Genomic DNA, 19,530 nt, shown 5'->3' with positions numbered 1-19,530 from the left:
CATCGCGGGCGCAATGCAAGCAGGATCGCCTGTGGCACGCTGTCGCGGTGCGCGAGCGCCCGCTGTAGGATGGCGGACAGACCCGGTGCGCTGCGTGACCTGGCGTGCCGACTGCTACAGTGATCCATTACAGTGATTCATGCCGCGATGGATTCTGCCCGCGCTGTTCCAGTGGCAGGCAGGTCCATCATTCATCCACCGCTGGAGTCCTTCATGCCCCTCGCGCAACTGATCAGCCCGCAAGCGCTCGCCGAACACATCGATGCCCCCGGATGGGTCCTGCTGGACTGCCGCTACAGCCTTGAAGACGCCGACTATGGTCAGCGCAGCTATGCCGAAGGCCATATCGCCGGCGCCCATTTTGCCGACCTGGGCCGCGACCTCAGTGCCCCTGTGATCAAGGGCGTGACCGGCCGCCATCCGCTGCCCGAGCCTGCACAGTTGCAGGAGAGGCTACAGCGTTGGGGCATCGCTGCGGACAGCCAGATCGTTCTCTATGACGACGGGCCAGGTGCTTATGCGGCACGTGCGTGGTGGCTGCTGGCCTGGCTGGGTAAGCGCGATGGCGTGTTTCTGCTCGACGGCGGCCTGGCAGCCTGGCACGCCGCCGGGCTGCCCTTGAGCCTGGATGCGGCGTCTGCCGAACCTGGCGATTTCGTCGGCACACCCGATGACACGCGTGTGGTCGATGCGGCTCATTTGCAGGCTCGCCTGCACGATCCGCAGTTGACCCTGCTGGATGCACGCGCGCTGCCGAGGTTTCTTGGCGAAGTCGAACCCATCGACCCTGTCGCCGGGCATATTCCAGGGGCGCAGTGCGCGGCCTTCACCGAGAATCTTGGGCCCGATGGGCGCTTCCTGCCGGCGGAACAATTGCGCGCACGCTTTGACGCTCAGTTCCACGGCCGGCCTGTGGAGCAGGCGGTCGCTTACTGCGGCTCGGGTGTCACTGCGTGCCATAACCTGTTCGCCATGGCCTTGGCTGGCTACCCGCTGGCAACGCTGTACCCAGGCTCCTGGAGCGACTGGATCACCGATCCGCAGCGACCTGTGCAGAAGGGGGCGTGAAGTCGATCCACTGGTTCAGCCACTGCGGTATGCGCCGTTCGAGGTAGTAGCTCGGCTGGCGCAGGTTGCCATCGACGAAGCCGACATGGCCGCCCCGGGCATGCAGCTCGAATTCGATGCAAGGCGACATCTCGTCGGCAGTCGGCAGGCTGTGGGGAAACACGAACGGATCATCCTGCGCCTGGATGATCAGCGTGGGTTTGGCAACGCCACCCAGGTAGTACCGACTCGAAGAACGGCGGTAGTAGTCCTGGGCATCCTTGAAGCCGTGCAGTGGCGCGGTGACCTGGCCGTCGAAGTCCCAAAAGGTCTTGATGCCCTGCAGCGAGCCCAGTGCTTCCAGCGCCGCCAGCCCTTCGTGCTGCCCTTCATGCTGGAAGCGACTGCGCTTGTCGGTCAAATAACCGAGCATGGCGCGCATGAAATGGGCTTGGTACACCTTGGAAAAACCTTGGGTCATGCGGTCGGCGCACTGGTCCAGGCGAAACGGCACCGATACCGCCACGGCTGCCTGCAAAGGGCTGCTCGCGCCGCTTTCACCCAGATGCTTGAGCAGAATGTTGCCGCCCAGTGAGTAGCCTACGGCGAACAGCGGCGCCTGGGGCCTCTGTGCGCCCAGGTGGTCGAGTACGTGCTGGAGGTCTTCGCTGGCGCCCGAATGGTAGCTTTGCGCGAGCAGGTTGGGCTCGCCGGAACAGCCGCGCCAGTTGACCGCCACGCTTGCACACCCGTACTCGCCCAATTGCCTTTGCAGGCCGGCGACGTAGGGCGAGTTGGATGATCCGGTCAGCCCGTGCAATACCACCACCAACGGGGCGTGGGGTGTGTGGGGGCCGTGCCAGTCGAGGTCGACGAAATCACCGTCCGCAAGCCATAGGCGTTCACGCTCGCGCGGTAGCGCTGGCTGCTTGCGCCACAACGGCCCCCACAGCGTTTGCAGGTGGGGATTGCCCAGCCCCAGAGCCGGGCGGAAGGAAGGATGCACAGCGTTCAACGTGAATACCCTGGCAAGCCCGTGTCAGCCGCGCTGCCACAGGGAGTAGTAGACCTGCCCGGCTTTCTTCTCGCGGTGCAGGCGCCACGCGGCCGGCATCTGCAACGCCGAAGGCGGTGTCTCGCTCTCGGTGTAGATCCAGGCACGCTCGGCCAGCCAGCCTTTATCTTCCAGCAGCGTGCAGGTTGCAGGCAGCAGGTTCTGATGGAAGGGTGGATCAAGGAACACCAGGTCGAATGGGCTGGGTGTCTGGGTGTCCAGGTACTTCAGCGCATCGCTTTGCAGCAGTTGGCCCGTCGCGCAGTTGAGCAGATCCAGATTGTGCCGAAGGCTGGAAATGGCGGCGGCATTGGCATCCAGTGCCAGTGCCATGCTGGCGCCACGCGACAGCGCTTCGAGGTACAGGGCACCGCTGCCGCTGAAGGCATCCAGCACCTTGGCACCCTCGATATGCGCGGCCAGCCAGTTGAACAGCGTTTCGCGTACCCGATCAGGGGTAGGGCGCAGGCCTGGTGCTTCCGGGAAGCTCAGTTTGCGGCTGCGCCATTGGCCACCGATGATGCGCAGGTGGCCTTGGCCACCGTGGGGTTGCTTGGGTTTGACGCTGGCCATCAGTGCTCCGGTACGCCGAGCGGTTGCTCGGAGGGTTTGTCCGTTGGGGCCGGCAAGGGTTGCTGCGCAACCTTGGGGCCAGCCGTGACGATCACCAGTTTATCGGCATCCAGGTGTTTGTTCATCGCGGTTTTCACCTGTTCCACGGTCAGGGCCTGTGACTGCTGCAGGAAGTCTTCCATCCAGGTCAGCGGCATGTCGTAGAAACCGGTGGCACCCAATTGCGCAACGATGCTCGCGTTGCTGGCATTGGACAGCGGGAAGCTGCCGGCCTGCTCACGCTTGGCGTTGTCCAGTTCTTCCTGAGTAGGGCCGGTCTTGAGGTAGTCGCGCAGGATGTCCTGCACCAGCTTCAAGGTACCGTCGCCGAGCTCGGCGCGGGTCTGCAGGTTGATCATGAACGGTCCGCGGACCTGCATCGGGGTGAACGCCGAGTAGACGCCGTAGGTCAGGCCGCGTTTTTCGCGGACTTCGCTCATCAGCCGCGTACCGAATGCGCCACCTCCAAGGATCTGGTTGCCCATGGACAGCGCGGCGAAATCCGGATCCTTGCGGTCGATACCCAGTTGCGCGATGAACATCTGCGTCTGCTTGGACGGGAAGTCGATGTGAGTCACACCGGCCTCGGGCGCCGCGGGCTGCGCTGGCTTGGCCAGGGCAGGACCCTTGGGCAGGGCGCCGGAGACCTGGGCGGCGATCTGTTCGGCCTCGCTTCGCGACAGGTCGCCGACGATGGCGATAACTGCGTTGCCAGCGGCATAGGCACGTTTATGGAAAGCGCGCAGTTGCTCGATGCTCAGGCCCGGCAGGCTCTTGGCGTCGCCTTCGCTGGGATGCGCGTACGGATGGCTGCCATACAGCCGTGTGAACAGCTCGTTGCTGGCCAGCTTGGCGGGGTTCTGCTTCTGGAATTCGAAGCTGGCAAGCAGTTGGTTCTTGATACGTACCAGGGCATCGGCCGGGAACGTCGGCTTGCCGACGACATCGGCAAACAGTTTCAGGGCCGGCGTGCGCTTGTCGGTATCACTGAGGCTGCGCAGCGAGGCCACGGCCATGTCGCGATAGGCACCGTTGGAGAAGTCCGCGCCCAGGCCCTCGAAGCCTTGGGCGATGGCGCTGACGTCCTTGCCGGCCACGCCTTCGTTGAGCATGGCGTTGGTCAGCAGGGCGATGCCAGGGTGGTTCTGATCCTGGCTGCTGCCAGCGGCGAAAGTCAGGCGCAGATCGAACATCGGCAATTCGTGAGCTTCGACGAACAACACCTTGGCGCCTTCGGCGGTTGTCCAGTTCTGGATGTTCAGGCGGCGATGGCTGGGTGCAGTGCTGCCCAGCTCGCTCACCGATTGCAGGCCGCGAGTGGGTTGGCCGGCACTGGCGGCGTCTGCGGCCTGGGCGCTGAAGGTAGCCAGCCAGCCGGCGAGCACCAGAAGGGTCGAGCCAGCCAGGAGGCGACGGGGGGTGATGGGCTCACTCATGAGCGGCTTCCTCGGGCAGAACGTGGGCGATGCTCAAGCGATCGCGGGTGAAATAGGTGCGTGCAGCGCTCTGGATGTCCTGTGGCGTTACGCTCTTGAGGTCTTCGAGTTCGCTGTCCATGAGCTTCCACGACAGGCCCACGGTTTCCAGCATGCCGATGGTGGTGGCCTGGCTGCTGATGGAGTCGCGGCTGTACACCAGATCGGCGATCACCTGGGCGCGCACACGCTCCAGCTCCTCGGCGGAGGGCGGTGTGGTCTTGAGTTCGTCGAGCAGCTTCCAGATGCCTTTCTCGACATCGGCCAGGGTCTTTTTCTTCTGCGCGTTTGGCGTTGCGGAAATGAAGAACAGGCTGTCGCCGCGGGTGAAGGCGTCGTACTGGGCGCCGCCGCTGGAGATCAGCTCCTGGCCGCGTTCCAGGCGGGTAGCCATGCGTGCGCTGTAGCCACCATCGAGCAGTGCCGAGATCAACCGCAAAGCCTGGACATCACGCGGCTTGTCGGCCGTGGCCAAAGCCGGGACGTTGAAGCCGTACAGCAGGCTCGGCAGTTGGGTGCGTACATGCAATGTAGCCAGGCGCTGGCCGGGGTTGGCCAGTTCCAGCGGGATCTTCACCGGTGGCGTGGGGCGCTGGGCAATGGGGCCGAAGAAACGTTGGGCCAGGGCCTTGACCTCGTCTGGCTTGACGTCGCCCACCACCACCAGGGTGGCGTTGTTGGGCACGTACCAGGCCTGGTACCAATGGCGCAGCTCTTCGACCTTCATGCGATTCAGGTCGGCCATCCAGCCGATGGTGGGCGTGTGGTAGCCGCTGGCTGGGAAGGCCATGGCCTTGAAGATCTCGTAGGCCTTGGCGCTGGGCTTGTCGTCGGTGCGCAGGCGACGCTCTTCCTTGATGACTTCGATTTCACGCGCGAACTCTTCGGCGGGCAGGCTCAGGCTGGCCATGCGGTCGGCTTCGAGATCGAACGCCACGGCCAGGCGATCCTTGGCCAGCACTTCGTAATAAGCGGTGTAGTCGTCGCTGGTGAAGGCGTTTTCCTCGGCGCCGAGGTCGCGCAGGATGCGCGAGCCTTCACCGGGGCCCAGTTTGTCGGTGCCCTTGAACATCATGTGTTCGAGCGCGTGGGACAGGCCGGTCTGGCCGGGTGTTTCGTAGCTGGAACCGACCTTGTACCAGATCTGGGACACCACCACCGGAGCGCGGTGGTCCTCGCGCACGATGACCTTGAGGCCGTTGTCCAGGGTGAATTCGTGCGTGGGCTGTGTATCGGCGGCAAAAGCCGCCAGAGGCAGGCTGAGCGTGCAGAGCAGCAGGCCTGCGGCGCGGCGGGCGAGGACATTCATGGGATTTAGAACCTTGAGAGCTACCCGCTTGGCCTTAGCGTCTACGGGCGAGGAGGTGCTAGGATACTGATCCGGTCCGCTGGGGGCCATGCCTGGTTGGCATGAACCTGCCGGGGCAACTCGACAAAATGTTGCGCGTGAACGAGCCGGCGTAAAAGCAGTCTGTGTTGCGTCTTCGAATTTTTTCCGACTCGCCGCCTGGCGCGTCGCTACCTTGAGATAGCCGTCTTCCATGTTTGGTTCCAACGACGACAAAAAGACCCCGGCCCCGGCCGGTGAAAAGAAAGGCCTGTTCGGATGGCTGCGCAAGAAGCCGCAGACCCCTGTCGCCGAACAGCCACCAACCCCTGCCGCCCAGGATCCTGTCACCGACGCCGAGGCGACCGTTCAGACTTCGGTGGAAACCGCCGTTGCGCTCGCGCCGGAGCCGGTTCTGGCACCGCAGGCCGAAGTGGATCGCGCACCTGCCGAGCCGCCTGCCGCGCAGGGTTTGGTACTCCCAGTACCCGAGGAACCCGTGGCGCTGGTCGAGGACGATGCTCCGCAGGCACCGCCGGCCATCGCTCCCCGGCCGGAAGCAGCGGTCGTGCCTGTTGCCGAGCCTGTTGCAGCTCCAGCTCCAGCTCCAGCGCCGGTTCCGCCGCCTGCTGCTGCCATTGCGCCAGCCGCGCGGCCCACGCCAGTAACACCGGCTCCGGTCCCAGCGCCTGTTGCCCAAGCCATGCCACCTGCCGTCGTTGCCCCGCAAGCGGCCGCACCGGCCAAGGCCGGTTTCTTCGCCCGGCTCAAGCAGGGCTTGTCCAAGACCAGCGCCAGCCTTGGCGAAGGCATGGCCAGCCTGTTTCTGGGCAGCAAGCTCATCGATGACGACCTGCTCGAAGAGTTGGAAACCCGCCTGCTGACCGCCGACGTTGGCGTGGAGGCCACTTCGGTGATCATCCAGAGCCTGACCCGCAAGGTCGCGCGCAAGGAACTCACCGATGCCGCAGCCTTGTACAAGGCGTTGCAGGGCGAGCTGACGGCACTGTTGCGGCCGGTCGAGCAGCCATTGGTGATCAAGGCCGAGCACCAGCCGTTCGTCATCCTGGTGGTAGGCGTCAATGGCGCCGGCAAGACCACCACCATCGGCAAGCTGGCCAAGAAACTGCAGCTCGAAGGCAAGAAAGTCATGCTGGCCGCGGGCGACACGTTTCGTGCCGCGGCGGTCGAGCAATTGCAGGTGTGGGGTGAGCGCAACAAGATTCCGGTGATCGCCCAGCACACCGGTGCCGATTCCGCATCGGTGATCTTCGACGCCGTGCAGGCCGCCAAGTCGCGCGGCATCGACGTGTTGATCGCCGACACTGCTGGCCGTCTGCACACCAAAGACAACCTGATGGAAGAGCTGAAGAAAGTCCGCCGCGTGATGGGCAAGCTCGACGAACAGGCGCCGCACGAAGTGCTGCTGGTGCTCGATGCCGGTACCGGGCAGAACGCGATCAACCAGGCCAAGCAGTTCAACCAGACGGTTGCCCTGACCGGCCTGGCCCTGACCAAGCTCGACGGCACCGCCAAGGGCGGGGTGATCTTCGCCCTGGCCAAGCAGTTCGGCCTGCCCATCCGCTACATCGGCGTGGGCGAAGGCATCGACGACCTGCGCACCTTCGAAGCAGAACCCTTCGTCCAGGCATTGTTCGCCGAGCGGGAGCCTTCATGATTCGATTCGAACAGGTCGCCAAGCGCTACCCCAACGGCCATGTCGGTCTGCATGAACTGAGCTTTCGGGTCCGGCGCGGCGAATTCCTGTTCGTTACCGGTCATTCCGGCGCGGGCAAAAGTACCCTGCTGCGCCTGTTGCTGGCGATGGAACGACCCACCAGTGGCAAGCTGCTGCTGGCCGGCCAGGACCTGGGGCAGATCACCAACGCCCAGATCCCGTTCCTGCGTCGACAGATCGGCGTGGTGTTCCAGAATCACCAGTTGCTGTTCGACCGCACGGTGTTCAACAACATCGCTCTGCCGCTGCAGATTCTTGGTTTGAGCAAGCCGGAAATCGCCAAGAAGGTCGATTCGGCGCTCGAGCGAGTGGCGCTGGCGGACAAGGCCGAGCTGTACCCCGGCGACCTGTCCACAGGCCAGCAACAGCGTGTGGGCATTGCGCGGGCCATCGTCCATCAGCCAGCCTTGCTGCTCGCCGATGAACCCACCGGCAACCTCGACCCGCGCCTGGCAGCCGAGATCATGGGGGTCTTCGAAGACATCAACCGGCTAGGCACCAGTGTGCTGATTGCCAGCCACGATCTGGCGCTGATCGCGCGCATGCGCCATCGCATGCTGACGCTGCAGCGCGGGCGCCTGATCGGTGACGGAGAGGCAGGACAATGAGTGCGACACGCAGTCCCAAGGTCGCGGACCGGGTAGCCCCCAGGGGTAGCGAGCCCCAACCGCAGAAGCCCAAGAAACGTCGGAATGATGACGATGACGGGCCAGACTTCAGCAGCCTGCTGCGCGCCTGGATCGAAAGCCATCGGGCCAGCTGGGTCGACAGCCTGCGCCGCCTGGGCAAGCAACCGATCGGCAGTTTCTTCACCTGCCTGGTCATGGCCGTAGCCTTGAGTCTGCCCATGGGCCTGTCCCTGCTGCTCAAGAACGTCGAGCGCCTGGGCGGTTCCTGGCAGCGCGCGGCGCAGATTTCGCTGTACTTGGAACTCGACGCCGGTGAGCGCGAGGGCCAGGCCCTGGTCACGCAGATCAAGGGGCTGTCGGGCGTGGCCCAAGCCGAGTTCGTAAGCCGCGAGCAGGCGCTGGGCGAGTTCCAGCAGCAGTCGGGGCTGGGCGAGGCGCTCAAGGAGCTGCCCGAGAACCCGCTGCCTGGCGTGGTAGTGGTCACGCCGCTGGAAGTCGACAAGGCCGCGCTGGAAACCCTGCGCCAGCAATTGGCCGAGCTGCCGAAGGTGCAGCAGGCGCAACTGGACCTGGTGTGGGTGGAGCGGCTCGCGGCGATTCTCAAGCTGGGTGACCGGTTCGTGTTCGGCCTGACCCTGCTGCTGGTTTCGGCGTTGTTGCTGGTGATTGGCAACACCATTCGTCTGCACATCGAGAACCGACGCATCGAAATCGAGGTCATCAAATTGGTCGGGGGCACGGACAGTTACGTGCGTCGGCCGTTCTTGTACATGGGCGCATTGTACGGTTTCGGCGCAGGGCTCTTCGCCTGGGGCATCCTGGCTTTCGGCCTGGATTGGCTCAACGATGCGGTGACCGGGTTGTCCGGTCTGTACGGCAGTGACTTCGCCTTGGGCGGGGTGCCTGCGGCCGACGGATTGTCGCTCTTGCTAGGCGCGGTATTGTTAGGGTATATCGGTGCGTGGATTGCAGTCTGGCGGCACCTGCGCGAACTGGCGCCGCGTTAAGCTGTGGTACATAGATGCACTGTTCAATCGTGCTGTTAAGTTAACTTTATTATCATCGACCGCTAAAGCGTCACAAGGAACTTGTCAACTGGTTCCCGGTCTATTTTTCGCAGTGCCTGCGGGCACGAGTCATGTGAGTCGGAGGTTTTTTCGTATGACCACTTCTTTGCAACCTGCTTATGCGCTGGTCCCGGGTGCAAACCTGGAAGCCTACGTGCATACGGTGAACAGCATTCCGTTGCTGACGCCCGAGCAGGAGCGTGAACTGGCCGAGAGTCTCTACTATGAGCAGGATCTTGGAGCGGCTCGGCAGATGGTGCTCGCTCACCTGCGTTTTGTCGTGCACATCGCACGCAGCTATTCGGGCTACGGCCTGGCTCAAGCCGACCTTATCCAGGAAGGCAACGTCGGCCTGATGAAGGCCGTGAAGCGTTTCAACCCGGAAATGGGTGTACGCCTGGTGTCGTTCGCCGTGCACTGGATCAAGGCTGAGATCCATGAGTTCATCCTGCGCAACTGGCGTATCGTCAAAGTGGCGACCACCAAGGCGCAGCGCAAGCTGTTCTTCAACCTGCGCAGCCAGAAGAAGCGTCTGGCCTGGCTGAACAACGAAGAAGTCCACCGCGTAGCCGAAAGCTTGGGCGTGGAGCCACGTGAAGTACGCGAAATGGAGAGCCGATTGACCGGCCACGACATGGCGTTCGATCCGGCTGCCGAAGCGGACGATGACAGCGCGTTCCAGTCGCCGGCCAACTACCTGGAAGACCATCGCTACGATCCGGCACGTCAGCTCGAAGACGCCGACTGGAGCGACAATTCCAACACCAACCTGCACGAAGCCTTGCAGGTGCTGGACGATCGCAGCCGCGACATCCTTTATCAGCGCTGGCTGGCCGAGGAAAAAGCGACGCTGCACGAGTTGGCCGAGAAGTACAACGTGTCGGCCGAGCGTATTCGTCAGTTGGAAAAGAGCGCGATGAACAAGCTGAAGGTTTCCATCGCGGCTTGATGTGAGGCGTCGATGCGTGAAATGGAAAAGCCCCGACTGGTTCGGGGCTTTTTGTTGTCTGGTAGGGCGTGTTCGCGGCCTAATCGGCCCAGGGCGCGGGGCGTGGCAGGTCTAGGCGCAGGAGGTAGTCGTGGCCGCCCAGCTGGCCCATCTGTTGGCGGATCCAGCCAGCGCGGCGGGCTACGTAGGCGCTGGGCCGACTGGCGCTCCAGTTGCGCGGGTTGGGCAGCACGGCGGCCAGCAGGCTTGCCTGTTGCCGAGACAGCTGGGCTGAACCGATGCCGAAATGATGCCGCGCCGCCGCTTCGGCGCCGAACACGCCGTCGTCCCATTCCGCGCTGTTGAGGTAGACCTCGAGAATGCGCTGCTTGGACCAGAATATCTCGATCAACCCGGTGAACCAGGCTTCCAGGCCCTTGCGCAACCAGCTGCGGCCGGACCAGAGGAAAACGTTCTTCGCCACTTGCTGGCTCAGGGTGCTGGCGCCGCGCAACGAACCGCCTTCCTCGTTGTGCGCGAACGCTGCGCGGATGGCGGCGATGTCGAAGCCCCAGTGCTCGGCAAAGCGTTGATCTTCACCGGCGATGACCGCCACCTTCAGATCGTCGGAAATGTTCGCCCAGGATTGCCAGTCCCGTTGCAGATCGATGGGCTGGCCATCGACCCAGGATTCGATTTTGCGCTCGGCCATGAGCATGGTGCCCGGCGGCGGAATGAAGCGAAAGATCACCACCAGCGCCACGCTGGCAGCGACGAACCAGAGCAGTGTCTTGCACAGACGGCGGAAGAAGGATTGCAGCATGAAGGGCTTGGCCTGGCCGGGTGAGCGGGCCATTATACAGACCCTGCGGTGCAACACGGCTTTATGAGGACAAACCTGGATGCTGCGTACGTTCCTGATGCTGGCTGCTTTCTTCGGCTTCACCGGTGTGGCGCTTGGCGCCTTCGCCGCCCACGGCTTGAAGAACCGACTGAGCGCCGATTACCTGGCCATTTTCCAGACCGGCGTCAGCTACCAACTTATCCACACCCTTGCGTTGTTCGGGGTGGCGTTGCTCAGCGTCCACGTGCCGGGGCGTCTGGTGGGGTGGGCGGGCGCGCTGTTCTGCCTGGGCATCGTCCTGTTCTCGGGCAGCCTGTACCTGTTGACCCTGACCGGTGTCAGCAAGCTGGGTATCGTCACCCCGTTCGGTGGTCTGGCGTTGCTAGCCGGGTGGCTGTGCCTGGGCCTTATGGCCTGGCGCCTGGGCTGATCGCGCGCGTGGTCGGCTTGGCCTTGGGAATCCTCGGCGATCGGGCTAGAATAACGACCCCCAAAAAATGATGGCTGCCGACCGCATGCGCATTCAACTGAACGGCGATCCTTTCGAACTTCCCGACGGCGAGACCGTTGCCGGGCTGCTTGTGCGCCTCGAGCTGGTCGGGCGCCGCGTTGCCGTCGAGCTGAACCAGGACATCGTCCCGCGCAGCCAGCACGTCGACACCGTACTGGGCGAAGGTGATCAGATCGAGGTGGTTCACGCCATCGGCGGCGGCTGATCGAGCCGCCGACACCTTCCACGTTCGTATCTTCACCTCAGCAGAGGAATTCCGATGAGCAATGCTCGCATTGACAAGCCGTTCACCCTGGCCGGTCGCACCTTCGAGTCGCGTCTACTGGTCGGCACCGGCAAATACCGCGACCTGGAGCAGACCCGTCTGGCCATCGAGGCTTCGGGTGCCGAGATCGTCACGGTCGCCGTGCGTCGCACCAATATCGGCCAGAACCCCGGCGAGCCGAACCTGCTCGACGTGCTGCCGCCGGATCGCTACACCATTCTGCCCAACACCGCTGGCTGCTACGACGCCGTGGAAGCGGTGCGCACCTGCCGCCTGGCCCGCGAGCTGCTCGACGGTCACAACCTGGTCAAGCTGGAAGTGCTGGCCGATCAGAAGACGTTGTTCCCCAACGTGATCGAAACCCTCAAGGCCGCCGAAGTGCTGGTCAAGGACGGTTTCGATGTGATGGTCTACACCAGCGACGATCCAATCATCGCCCGCCAGCTGGCCGAGATCGGCTGCATCGCGGTCATGCCGTTGGCTGGCCTGATCGGCACCGGCCTGGGCATCTGCAACCCCTATAACCTGCAAATCATCCTGGAAGAAGCCAAGGTGCCCGTGCTGGTCGATGCCGGCGTGGGTACCGCGTCCGACGCCACCATCGCCATGGAACTGGGCTGTGAAGCCGTGCTGATGAACTCGGCCATCGCCCACGCGCAGGACCCGATCATGATGGGCGCGGCCATGAAGCACGCCATCATTGCCGGGCGCATGGCCTATCTGGCCGGTCGCATGCCGAAAAAACTCTATGCCAGCGCCTCTTCGCCGCTGGATGGTCTGATCAAGTAAGAGCCCCCGATGACTGACTCGCAAGAAACGCCAACGGCCGACGAAGGCGAACCGCGCCAGCACCGCGCTATCAAGAGCTTCGTGATGCGCGCCGGGCGCATGACCGAAGGCCAGCAACGCGGCCTGGACCAAGGCAAGCCGTTGTTCGTGCTGCCATTGACCGATGCACCGGCGGACTTCGACCAGGTGTTCGGTCGCAGTGCCCCGCGCACTCTGGAAATCGGCTTCGGCATGGGCCATTCGCTGCTTGAAATGGCAGCGGCCTCGCCGGAACTGGATTTCATCGGCGTTGAGGTGCACCGTCCCGGCGTTGGCGCGCTGCTCAACGGCGTATTAACTCAGGGTCTGAAAAACCTGCGGGTCTACGACTGCGATGCCATCGAAGTGCTAAAACAGTGTGTTGCCGACAACAGCCTGGATCGCCTGTTGCTGTTCTTCCCGGATCCTTGGCACAAGGCCCGCCACCACAAGCGTCGCATCGTCCAGCCGGCGTTCGCCGAACTGGTCCGCAGCAAGCTCAAGGTGGGCGGTGTGTTGCACATGGCGACCGATTGGGAACCCTATGCCGAGTACATGCTGGAAGTCATGAGCGTGGCGCCCGGTTATCGCAACCAGGCGGCCGATGGCGGCTGCGTACCGCGTCCGGCCGAGCGGCCGGTGACCAAGTTCGAACGCCGCGGCGAGCGGCTGGGGCATGGGGTGTGGGATCTGAAGTTCGAGAAGGTTGATTGAAGAGGGTGTAGAAGCCTTCGCGGCCACTGACCGCTCCTACAGGTCTACGCGTAGCCCCGTAGGAGCGGGCTCTGCCCGCGAAGAGTCCGTCATTGCTCACGCATCATTTGCGATCAGCAACAATCCCCAGTAATACCAGAACCACCAACAACACCGGCGCCAGGCTGTAGTTGTTGAACTGGCTCAACCCCTTCAATACCCAGGGCGTGGCATAGATCAATGCCGCGCCACTGCCGATCACGCACATCAGGGCAATCAGCGGTACTCGCAGCGCGCCCGAGAGCGAGCCCAGGCGGCCTTCGGCCCACGCCTTCACATCGGCGCCAAACAACACCAGCACGCAGCCTACCAAGGCCAGGGAAATCTCCGACAGGTTACCTCGGCCCCAGCGTGAAACGGTGGCGAGCAGATCGAGCACGAAATCCATCAGGAAAATCCTTATACCAGGAAGTATTGCAGCAGGTCGTTGAGGAACAACTGCCCGCGGGCAGTGGCGACCAGGCGCGTCGGTTCGACCTGTAGAAGGCCTTTTTGTTCGGCCTCGGCACGCGCCGCTGCCAGGGACTGCAAGGGCAGCCCGGTACGCTTTGCGAACAGCTCGGCGTCGACGCCCTGGGTGAGGCGCAGCGCGTTCATCAGGAACTCGAAGGGTAACTCGTCTGCGGCCAGGCTCTTTTCGCCCGCCTTGAACTGCTTGGCCGGGTTGAGGTAATCCTTGGGCAGACGGGTTTTCCAGGTGCGTACTATGCGGCCGTCGGGGTGGCTCAGCTTGCCGTGGGCGCCGGCGCCAATGCCGATGAAGTCACCGAAGCTCCAGTAATTGAGGTTGTGACGTGCCGCCTTGCCCGGCCGGGCGTAGGCCGACACTTCGTATTGGCTGAAGCCATGCTCGGCCAGCAAGGCCTGGCCGGCCTCCTGGATGTCCCAGAGGATATCGTCCTCGGGAAGCACGGGCGGCTGGTTCCAGAACACCGTGTTGGGCTCCAGGGTCAGCTGGTACCAGGACAGGTGCGTGGGCGCCAGGGCGATGGCCTGGCGCAGGTCGTCCAGCGCTTCTTCCAGGGACTGGTCGGGCAGACCGTGCATCAGGTCCAGGTTGAAGTTGTCGAAACCGGCGCGGCGCGCCATTTCAGCGGCGCGCAGCGCTTCGTCCCCAGTATGGATACGCCCGAGGGCTTCGAGCTTTTGCGGCTGGAAACTCTGGATGCCGATGGACAGGCGGTTGATCCCCAGCTTGCGATAGGCGACGAACTTGTCCTGTTCGAAGGTGCCGGGGTTGGCTTCCAGAGTGATCTCGATGTCGGGCGCGAAGGCAATGCGCTGCTCGACGCCGGCCAGCAGTCGGCCCAACGCAGCCGCGCTGAAGAGACTAGGTGTGCCGCCGCCAAAGAAAATCGAGCTCAGCGGGCGACTGTAGACCGTGGGCAGGTCTTGGTCCAGATCGGCCAACAGGGCATCGACGTATTCTTCTTCCGGCAGTACGGGGCTGGCGGCGTGGGAGTTGAAGTCGCAATACGGGCATTTGCGTACGCACCACGGGATATGGATGTACAGCGCCAGCGGCGGCAGTTGCGCCCGCACCTGGCTGGGTGATGGCGCCGCTGGGTAGATCAGTGAATCGTTCATGCCAGGCTCAGGCGTTGACGCAGCAAGGCCATGGCGCGGGCGCGATGGCTCAGTTGGTTCTTTTGCGTGGGGTCGAGCTCGGCGCTGGAGCAGTTGCGTTCAGGCACCCAGAACAGTGGGTCGTAACCAAAACCATGGGCGCCGCTGGCAGCGTGCAGGATGCGACCGTGCCAGAGCCCTTCGCAGAGGATCGGCAAAGGGTCGTCGGCATGCCGGACCAGCGCCAGCACGCAGACGAACTGCGCGCCGCGCTGCTCGTCCGGTACGCCCTGCAAGGCATCGAGCAGCTTGGCATTATTGGCGGCATCGCCCTGGCCATCGGCGTAGCGCGCCGAATAAATACCGGGGGCGCCGCCGAGAAAGTCCACGGCCAGGCCGGAATCGTCGGCCAGCGCGGGCAGCCCGGAGAGGCGCGCAGCGTTGCGGGCCTTGAGGATGGCGTTTTCGACGAACGACAGCCCGGTTTCCTCAGGCTCGACCTGGCTGAATTCGCCGACCGAACGCAGCTGTACTGCGCCGCCGAGCATGGCCTGCAGTTCCTTGAGCTTGCCGGCGTTGTGGCTGGCGAGGACGAGTTGAGTGAAATTGATCATGGTTGTGAATGGGTTCCGAAGGGTTCAAAGAGCCAGTTCATGCGGGCGGCCTGAGGTATCGAGTCGTCTGCTTCGCGGCCACTGACCGCTCCTACGAGTTTTGTATGGCATGCACCCTGTGGCCGCGCAGAGCCGTCTACACCGCCACCCGATGCTCCTGCAGCCCGGGGCTGCTGACCCGGTAGATGCCGATCTCGCCCAGAAGGTTGGGCCAGATCTTGCTCGCCCAGCCGTGCCGGTGCTGTTGATCCACCGCGAGGCGATTGAGCACTTGCGCCCGGCGCTCGCTGCACAGGGCTTCGAAGTCGGCGAAGGTGCAGAAGTGGATGTTCGGCGTGTTGTACCAGGTGTACGGCAGAAACTCGGACACCGGCATGTGGCCCTTGCTGGCCAGGTACCAACGGCAACGCCAGTGACCGAAGTTGGGGAAGGTGATGATGCATTGCCGACCGACCCGCAGCATCTCGTCGAGAATACGGTCCGGGTATTCCACGGCTTGCAGCGCCTGGGTCATGACCACGATGTCGAAGCTGTTGCTGGCGAAGTTGCCCAGGCCCTTGTCCAGGTCCTGCTCGATGACATTGATGCCCTTGCGCACGCACTCGGTGATGTTGTCGGCATCGATTTCCAGGCCGTAGCCGGTGACCTGCTTGTGGTCGCGCAGCCAGGCGAGCAGTTCGCCATTGCCGCAGCCCAGGTCGAGCACGCGGCTGCCGGCGGGGATCCAGTCCTGGATGATTTCTAGGTCAGCTCTCATGGATGCCTCACAGTGCAATGCGGTTCATGTAGCTGCTGAACGCCTGCAGATACCGTGGAATGGGGATCAGGAAAGCGTCGTGACCCTGCGGTGCATCGATTTCCAGGTAGCAGACGTCTTTCTTGGCGGCCATCAGCGCATCCACCAGTTCACGCGAGCGGGCCGGCGAGAAGCGCCAGTCGGTGGTGAACGACATCACGCAGAACTTGGCTTTGACGTTGGCAAAGGTCGCGGCCAGGTCATCGCCATGGGCGGCGGCCGGGTCGAAGTAGTCCAGGGCCTTGGTCATCAGCAGGTAGGTGTTGGCGTCGAACCGACCGGAAAATTCCTCGCCCTGATAGCGTAGGTAGCTTTCCACCTGGAATTCGACGCTGTGGAAGTCATAGTTGAGCTTTTCGCTCTTCAGGCCGCGGCCGAATTTCTCGCCCATCGAATCGTCCGACAGGTAGGTGATGTGCCCGACCATGCGCGCGAGCATCAGACCGCGTTTGGGTATCACGCCACGGGCCTGGAAATCGCCGCCATGGAACTCGGGGTCGGACAGAATGGCCTGGCGGGCCACCTCGTTGAAGGCGATGTTCTGTGCGCTGAGCTTGGGCGCCGAAGCGATCGCCAGGCAGTGGCGGACGCGGTCGGGGTAGGTGATGGTCCATTGCAGCGCCTGCATGCCGCCCAGGCTGCCACCGACCACCGCCGCCCACTGGGCGATGCCCAGAGCGTCCGCGAGACAGGCCTGGCTGTGCACCCAGTCTTCGACGGTCAAGACCGGAAAATCGGCGCCAAACGGCTTGCCGGTGTCGGGATCGATGCTGCTGGGGCCGGTGGAGCCGTTGCAGCCGCCCAGGTTGTTCAGGCTGACCACGAAGAAACGGTTGGTGTCGATGGGCTTGCCGGGGCCGATGCAGCTGTCCCACCAACCGGGCTTGCGGTCTTCGGTGGAATGGTAACCGGCGGCATGGTGATGGCCCGACAGCGCGTGGCAGATCAGCACCGCGTTGCTGGCGCTGGCATTGAGCTGGCCGTAGGTCTCGTAGATCAGGTCGTAGGCGGGCAGCGAGCGGCCGCAGGCCAGGGCCAGGGGTTCGCTGAAGTGGGCAACTTGTGGAACGACCAGACCGACGCAATCATCGGGAAAGACAGTGGACATCGACCCTGCTCACGCTTGAATGAGGCGTAAGTCTAAAGAGCGCGGGGCACAGGGGCAAGCAGCGCTTGGCGGGGGTGCAGGCGAGTGTGCAGGCGGGCTCGCGGCGTGTACGAGCGCTCGTTGGAGTGCTCGCACACGCGGTGTGCAGCGGTCAGATCAGCAGGCGCAGAATCTGCGGCATGCCGGTGGTCATGGCCAGGTTGTTGATGACCAGCATGTCCAGCAGTTTGAGCACCATGAAAGCCAGGATCGGCGAGATGTCGAGGCCGCCCAGATTGGGCACGATGCGCCGGAACGGCGCCAGGGCCGGTTCGCAGATCTGGTTGACCAGCTCGGCGCCGGGGTTATGGCTCTGCGGCGCGACCCAGGAGAGGATCACGCTGATGATCATGGCGAAGAAGAAGATCTTCAGGAACAGCGCCGTCACCCCGATGATCGACCACACCAGCAATTGCAGTGGGTTGCCGGTGGTGCCGTAGGCCAGCAGCAAGGTCAGCGCCATGATGATCATCTGGATGACGATGGCCAGCAGCAGCGAGGACATGTCCAGCCCGAACAGGCTGGGAATGATGCGCCGCACGGGTTTGAGCAGCGGTTGCGTGGCGCGCACGATGAACTGGCAGAGCGGGTTGTAGAAGTCGGCACGTACCAGTTGCAGCACGAAGCGCAGCAGCATGATCAGCAGGTACAGACTGCCCAGGGTTTGCACGACGTAGATCGCCGCGGTATTTAGACCGTACATGAAAGCTCCTTGTTGACCCAGTTGTTCATTGGCCTAGCTGCTCGGCCAGTTCGGCCGAGCGCCGCGCTGCGGCGTTCAGGGCGTTCTGCACCAGGGTTTCGAACCCTTCGGATTGAAATGACTTGATGGCCGCCTCGGTGGTGCCGGCGGGGGAAGTGACTCGACGGCGCAGCTCAGCGGCGTCGACGTCGCTGGCCACCGCCATGTGGGCCGCGCCCAGGGCGGTCTGCAAGGTCAGCCGGGCTGCCGTCTCATGCGGCAGGCCGAGTTTTTCCCCGGCGGCGGTCATGGCCTCGATCAGCAGGAAGAAGTACGCCGGGCCACTGCCGGACACAGCTGTCACGGCATCCAGCTGCTGTTCTTCGTCCAGCCATACGGCCAGGCCGACCGCGCCCAGCAGGTCTTCGGCCTGTTGGCGTTGTTCGGCGTCGACGTCGGCGGTGGCGTACAGGCCACTGGTGCCCTGGCGCAGCAGTGCCGGGGTGTTGGGCATGCAGCGCACGATCGGCTGTTGCGCGCCGAGCCAGCGTTGCAGGCTGGCGCAGTTGATGCCAGCGGCAATCGAGACCACCAGTTGACCGGGTGCGAGGCTGGGCGCCAGTGCCTGGCACACATCCTTCATGCCCTGCGGCTTGACCGCCAGCACCACCACATCGACCCCTTCGATCGCTTGGGCGTTATCGGCGAACACTTCGATGCCGTGGTCGGCTGCCACCTTGTCACGCTGTTCGGCGCCGCGGTCGCTGGCGCGGATGTGGCTGGCTTCGACACCCTGCGCGCGCAGGCCGCCGATCAGGCTGGCGGCCATGTTGCCGGCGCCGATGAAGGCAATACGAGTCTTGCTCATGAAGGATCCTTGCTGAAAGGTGAGGGGGCCGCGCCGGTGTCTTCCGGGGTGGTGTTCTGGCCATAATCGCGGGCGCCGAACAGCGCCGTGCCGATGCGCACCCAGGTCGCGCCCTGGGCAATGGCAGCCTCCAGGTCGTGGCTCATGCCCATGGACAAGGTATCCAGCGGCAGTTGCAGGTCTTGCTGCAGAGCGCGAACGCGGGCGAAGGCGGCGTCCTGCGCAGCAGGGTCATCGGTGGGTTCCGGAATCGCCATCAGACCGCGCAGGTGCAGGTTCGGAAGCGCCTGGATGGCAGTGGCCAGGGCCTGCACATCGTCGGGCGCACAGCCGGACTTGCTGGCCTCGCCGCTGACGTTGACCTGAATGCAGACGTTGAGCGGCGCCAGCGTGCTCGGGCGTTGCTCGCTGAGCCGTTGGGCGATCTTGAGGCGGTCCACGGAATGTACCCAGGCGAAATGTTCGGCGATTGCACGCGTCTTGTTCGACTGAATGGGGCCGATGAAATGCCAGATCAAGGGCAGGTCGGCAAGTTCTTCCTGTTTGGCCAGGGCTTCCTGCAAATAGTTTTCGCCGAAATCGTGGACACCGGCGGCGAAGGCCTCGCGGATCGCCGTGGCTGGCTTGGTCTTGCTGACCGCAAGCAGGCCGACCTGGTCCGGCTCCCGCTGCACGTGCCGGGCAGCGGCTGTGATTCGGGCACTCACTTGCGAAATGTTGTCTGCTATCGTGGACATTGAATTCGTGCCGGCGGGTTTCAGGTCTGCGGCATTCTACCTGCTTGTCTGTATTTGGGGAGT

At 63.6% G+C, this 19,530-nt stretch carries 22 protein-coding genes; 9 read left to right on the top strand and 13 right to left on the bottom strand.

Translation table 11 applies throughout. From position 1 onward, the window contains the following. The first annotated feature begins 213 nt into the window (after positions 1 to 213). Positions 214 to 1,068, top strand: a complete 855-nt coding sequence (locus tag LT40_RS14705; protein WP_043191555.1) for a sulfurtransferase — start codon at positions 214 to 216, stop codon at positions 1,066 to 1,068. Here the strand turns inward: LT40_RS14705 and LT40_RS14700 are convergent. From LT40_RS14700 to LT40_RS14685, 4 genes are read right to left on the bottom strand one after another with little or no spacing between them, the layout of a single operon-like run. Next, positions 1,031 to 2,062, bottom strand: coding sequence for a hydrolase (locus LT40_RS14700; RefSeq protein ID WP_052393440.1), 1,032 nt, complete (start codon positions 2,060 to 2,062; stop codon positions 1,031 to 1,033). The genes LT40_RS14705 and LT40_RS14700 overlap by 38 nt on opposite strands. Before the next feature lie 24 nt (positions 2,063 to 2,086). Beyond that, positions 2,087 to 2,674 carry a 16S rRNA (guanine(966)-N(2))-methyltransferase RsmD gene (gene rsmD / locus LT40_RS14695; protein WP_043191552.1) on the bottom strand — a complete coding sequence of 196 codons (588 nt, stop codon included), beginning with the start codon at positions 2,672 to 2,674 and terminating at the stop codon, positions 2,087 to 2,089. Further along, the gene (locus LT40_RS14690; RefSeq protein WP_043191549.1) at positions 2,674 to 4,149 is read right to left on the bottom strand and encodes a M16 family metallopeptidase; all 1,476 of its coding nucleotides are present in this window, start codon (positions 4,147 to 4,149) and stop codon (positions 2,674 to 2,676) included. Before LT40_RS14690 ends, rsmD begins: the two co-directional genes overlap by 1 nt. Further along, complete coding sequence (locus LT40_RS14685) at positions 4,142 to 5,497, bottom strand: M16 family metallopeptidase (protein WP_043191547.1); 1,356 nt, start codon at positions 5,495 to 5,497, stop codon at positions 4,142 to 4,144. Before LT40_RS14685 ends, LT40_RS14690 begins: the two co-directional genes overlap by 8 nt. Before the next feature lie 232 nt (positions 5,498 to 5,729). Between LT40_RS14685 and ftsY the strand changes: the two genes are divergently transcribed. The 4 genes from ftsY to rpoH all read left to right on the top strand — a co-directional run bounded on the left by ftsY (position 5,730) and on the right by rpoH (position 9,898). Next, positions 5,730 to 7,193, top strand: a complete 1,464-nt coding sequence (ftsY, locus tag LT40_RS14680) for a signal recognition particle-docking protein FtsY (RefSeq protein WP_043191544.1) — start codon at positions 5,730 to 5,732, stop codon at positions 7,191 to 7,193. Next, positions 7,190 to 7,861: a cell division ATP-binding protein FtsE gene (gene ftsE / locus LT40_RS14675; RefSeq protein ID WP_043191541.1), complete on the top strand. Its 672-nt coding sequence runs from the start codon at positions 7,190 to 7,192 to the stop codon at positions 7,859 to 7,861. Before ftsY ends, ftsE begins: the two co-directional genes overlap by 4 nt. Next, the gene (gene ftsX / locus LT40_RS14670) at positions 7,858 to 8,889 is read left to right on the top strand and encodes a permease-like cell division protein FtsX (RefSeq protein ID WP_043191539.1); all 1,032 of its coding nucleotides are present in this window, start codon (positions 7,858 to 7,860) and stop codon (positions 8,887 to 8,889) included. The genes ftsE and ftsX overlap by 4 nt, the downstream gene beginning before the upstream one ends. 154 nt (positions 8,890 to 9,043) lie before the next feature. Continuing rightward, positions 9,044 to 9,898 (top strand): RNA polymerase sigma factor RpoH, encoded by an 855-nt coding sequence (gene rpoH, locus LT40_RS14665; RefSeq protein WP_043191535.1) that lies wholly within the window; start codon positions 9,044 to 9,046, stop codon positions 9,896 to 9,898. 79 nt (positions 9,899 to 9,977) lie between these two features. On the opposite strand, the gene mtgA is transcribed toward rpoH, so the two are convergent. Next, positions 9,978 to 10,733, bottom strand: coding sequence for a monofunctional biosynthetic peptidoglycan transglycosylase (mtgA, locus tag LT40_RS14660; protein ID WP_043191533.1), 756 nt, complete (start codon positions 10,731 to 10,733; stop codon positions 9,978 to 9,980). 46 nt (positions 10,734 to 10,779) lie between these two features. On the opposite strand from mtgA, the gene LT40_RS14655 reads away from it, so the two are divergent. The 4 genes from LT40_RS14655 (at position 10,780) to trmB (ending at position 13,018) form a co-directional block, all read left to right on the top strand. Then, positions 10,780 to 11,151, top strand: a complete 372-nt coding sequence (locus LT40_RS14655; protein ID WP_043191532.1) for a DUF423 domain-containing protein — start codon at positions 10,780 to 10,782, stop codon at positions 11,149 to 11,151. 70 nt (positions 11,152 to 11,221) lie between these two features. Next, positions 11,222 to 11,437 carry a sulfur carrier protein ThiS gene (gene thiS, locus LT40_RS14650; RefSeq protein ID WP_324184387.1) on the top strand — a complete coding sequence of 72 codons (216 nt, stop codon included), beginning with the start codon at positions 11,222 to 11,224 and terminating at the stop codon, positions 11,435 to 11,437. 54 nt (positions 11,438 to 11,491) lie between these two features. After that, positions 11,492 to 12,286 carry a thiazole synthase gene (locus LT40_RS14645; RefSeq protein ID WP_043191531.1) on the top strand — a complete coding sequence of 265 codons (795 nt, stop codon included), beginning with the start codon at positions 11,492 to 11,494 and terminating at the stop codon, positions 12,284 to 12,286. A gap of 9 nt (positions 12,287 to 12,295) precedes the next feature. Next, positions 12,296 to 13,018 carry a tRNA (guanosine(46)-N7)-methyltransferase TrmB gene (gene trmB, locus LT40_RS14640; protein ID WP_043191529.1) on the top strand — a complete coding sequence of 241 codons (723 nt, stop codon included), beginning with the start codon at positions 12,296 to 12,298 and terminating at the stop codon, positions 13,016 to 13,018. 103 nt (positions 13,019 to 13,121) lie between these two features. On the opposite strand, the gene LT40_RS14635 is transcribed toward trmB, so the two are convergent. From LT40_RS14635 to LT40_RS14600, 8 genes are all read right to left on the bottom strand, one after another. Beyond that, positions 13,122 to 13,445 (bottom strand): DUF3392 domain-containing protein, encoded by a 324-nt coding sequence (locus LT40_RS14635; RefSeq protein WP_043191527.1) that lies wholly within the window; start codon positions 13,443 to 13,445, stop codon positions 13,122 to 13,124. A gap of 11 nt (positions 13,446 to 13,456) precedes the next feature. Continuing rightward, positions 13,457 to 14,644, bottom strand: a complete 1,188-nt coding sequence (gene hemW, locus LT40_RS14630; protein WP_043191524.1) for a radical SAM family heme chaperone HemW — start codon at positions 14,642 to 14,644, stop codon at positions 13,457 to 13,459. Next, positions 14,641 to 15,237 carry an RdgB/HAM1 family non-canonical purine NTP pyrophosphatase gene (rdgB, locus tag LT40_RS14625; protein ID WP_043191521.1) on the bottom strand — a complete coding sequence of 199 codons (597 nt, stop codon included), beginning with the start codon at positions 15,235 to 15,237 and terminating at the stop codon, positions 14,641 to 14,643. Before rdgB ends, hemW begins: the two co-directional genes overlap by 4 nt. A gap of 136 nt (positions 15,238 to 15,373) precedes the next feature. Further along, entirely contained in the window at positions 15,374 to 15,994 is a 621-nt protein-coding gene (metW, locus tag LT40_RS14620) for a methionine biosynthesis protein MetW (RefSeq protein ID WP_043191520.1), read from the bottom strand. A 7-nt stretch (positions 15,995 to 16,001) separates the two neighbouring features. Beyond that, positions 16,002 to 17,141, bottom strand: a complete 1,140-nt coding sequence (metX, locus tag LT40_RS14615; protein ID WP_043191518.1) for a homoserine O-succinyltransferase MetX — start codon at positions 17,139 to 17,141, stop codon at positions 16,002 to 16,004. 151 nt (positions 17,142 to 17,292) lie between these two features. Then, on the bottom strand, positions 17,293 to 17,883 hold the full coding sequence (locus LT40_RS14610; protein ID WP_043191517.1) for a YggT family protein: 591 nt from the start codon (positions 17,881 to 17,883) through the stop codon (positions 17,293 to 17,295). Positions 17,884 to 17,908: 25 nt separating this feature from the next. Next, complete coding sequence (gene proC / locus LT40_RS14605) at positions 17,909 to 18,730, bottom strand: pyrroline-5-carboxylate reductase (RefSeq protein ID WP_043191514.1); 822 nt, start codon at positions 18,728 to 18,730, stop codon at positions 17,909 to 17,911. Continuing rightward, the gene (locus tag LT40_RS14600; protein WP_052393439.1) at positions 18,727 to 19,467 is read right to left on the bottom strand and encodes a YggS family pyridoxal phosphate-dependent enzyme; all 741 of its coding nucleotides are present in this window, start codon (positions 19,465 to 19,467) and stop codon (positions 18,727 to 18,729) included. The genes proC and LT40_RS14600 overlap by 4 nt, the downstream gene beginning before the upstream one ends. Positions 19,468 to 19,530: the final 63 nt, after the last annotated feature.

This window comes from Pseudomonas rhizosphaerae (assembly GCF_000761155.1).
GTDB lineage: Bacteria > Pseudomonadota > Gammaproteobacteria > Pseudomonadales > Pseudomonadaceae > Aquipseudomonas > Aquipseudomonas rhizosphaerae.
This window is presented reverse-complemented; position numbering and strand designations above follow the sequence as displayed.

Coding starts and splice junctions, on each gene's coding strand:
- LT40_RS14705 (WP_043191555.1), top strand. CDS start 214: ATGCCCCTCGCGCAACTGATCAGCCCGCAAGCGCTCGCCGAACACATC.
- rsmD (WP_043191552.1), bottom strand. CDS start 2,674: ATGGCCAGCGTCAAACCCAAGCAACCCCACGGTGGCCAAGGCCACCTG.
- LT40_RS14690 (WP_043191549.1), bottom strand. CDS start 4,149: ATGAGTGAGCCCATCACCCCCCGTCGCCTCCTGGCTGGCTCGACCCTT.
- LT40_RS14685 (WP_043191547.1), bottom strand. CDS start 5,497: ATGAATGTCCTCGCCCGCCGCGCCGCAGGCCTGCTGCTCTGCACGCTC.
- ftsY (WP_043191544.1), top strand. CDS start 5,730: ATGTTTGGTTCCAACGACGACAAAAAGACCCCGGCCCCGGCCGGTGAA.
- ftsE (WP_043191541.1), top strand. CDS start 7,190: ATGATTCGATTCGAACAGGTCGCCAAGCGCTACCCCAACGGCCATGTC.
- ftsX (WP_043191539.1), top strand. CDS start 7,858: ATGAGTGCGACACGCAGTCCCAAGGTCGCGGACCGGGTAGCCCCCAGG.
- rpoH (WP_043191535.1), top strand. CDS start 9,044: ATGACCACTTCTTTGCAACCTGCTTATGCGCTGGTCCCGGGTGCAAAC.
- mtgA (WP_043191533.1), bottom strand. CDS start 10,733: ATGGCCCGCTCACCCGGCCAGGCCAAGCCCTTCATGCTGCAATCCTTC.
- LT40_RS14655 (WP_043191532.1), top strand. CDS start 10,780: ATGCTGCGTACGTTCCTGATGCTGGCTGCTTTCTTCGGCTTCACCGGT.
- thiS (WP_324184387.1), top strand. CDS start 11,222: ATGGCTGCCGACCGCATGCGCATTCAACTGAACGGCGATCCTTTCGAA.
- LT40_RS14645 (WP_043191531.1), top strand. CDS start 11,492: ATGAGCAATGCTCGCATTGACAAGCCGTTCACCCTGGCCGGTCGCACC.
- trmB (WP_043191529.1), top strand. CDS start 12,296: ATGACTGACTCGCAAGAAACGCCAACGGCCGACGAAGGCGAACCGCGC.
- LT40_RS14635 (WP_043191527.1), bottom strand. CDS start 13,445: ATGGATTTCGTGCTCGATCTGCTCGCCACCGTTTCACGCTGGGGCCGA.
- hemW (WP_043191524.1), bottom strand. CDS start 14,644: ATGAACGATTCACTGATCTACCCAGCGGCGCCATCACCCAGCCAGGTG.
- rdgB (WP_043191521.1), bottom strand. CDS start 15,237: ATGATCAATTTCACTCAACTCGTCCTCGCCAGCCACAACGCCGGCAAG.
- metW (WP_043191520.1), bottom strand. CDS start 15,994: ATGAGAGCTGACCTAGAAATCATCCAGGACTGGATCCCCGCCGGCAGC.
- metX (WP_043191518.1), bottom strand. CDS start 17,141: ATGTCCACTGTCTTTCCCGATGATTGCGTCGGTCTGGTCGTTCCACAA.
- LT40_RS14610 (WP_043191517.1), bottom strand. CDS start 17,883: ATGTACGGTCTAAATACCGCGGCGATCTACGTCGTGCAAACCCTGGGC.
- proC (WP_043191514.1), bottom strand. CDS start 18,730: ATGAGCAAGACTCGTATTGCCTTCATCGGCGCCGGCAACATGGCCGCC.
- LT40_RS14600 (WP_052393439.1), bottom strand. CDS start 19,467: ATGTCCACGATAGCAGACAACATTTCGCAAGTGAGTGCCCGAATCACA.